Here is a 268-nt window from a genome sequence, read left to right as displayed (position 1 = left end):
GAGAATGTTGCGAACGAAGAAGTCCAGGAGTTTGCGCTCAGTGTAGATGCCTGGCGCGTTGTGATCGGCACCAGGCACATAGACCATGTCGAAATCTTTTCCCGCCTTGATGAGTCGGTCGGCAAGCTGCAGCGAGGAGGACGGGTCGACATTGCGGTCCATTTCGCCGACGACGATCATCAGCTTGCCCCGCAGCCTGTAAGCATTGTCGATGGCGGAGGATTGGGAATATTCAATGCCGACTGGCCACCCCATCCACTGTTCGTTC

1 protein-coding gene is annotated in these 268 nt (G+C 56.3%); it reads right to left on the bottom strand.

Features of this window, described 5'->3' with window-relative positions; genetic code table 11:
- Window positions 1–268 (bottom strand): prolyl oligopeptidase family serine peptidase (locus AC0L17_RS34735; RefSeq protein WP_473519029.1); only part of this gene is annotated, 268 nt, incomplete at both ends.

It is taken from the genome of Mesorhizobium sp. WSM4829 (genome assembly GCF_055811475.1).
The sequence above is the reverse complement of the archived record's forward strand: the minus strand, read 5'-3'. Positions and strand labels throughout refer to the sequence as shown.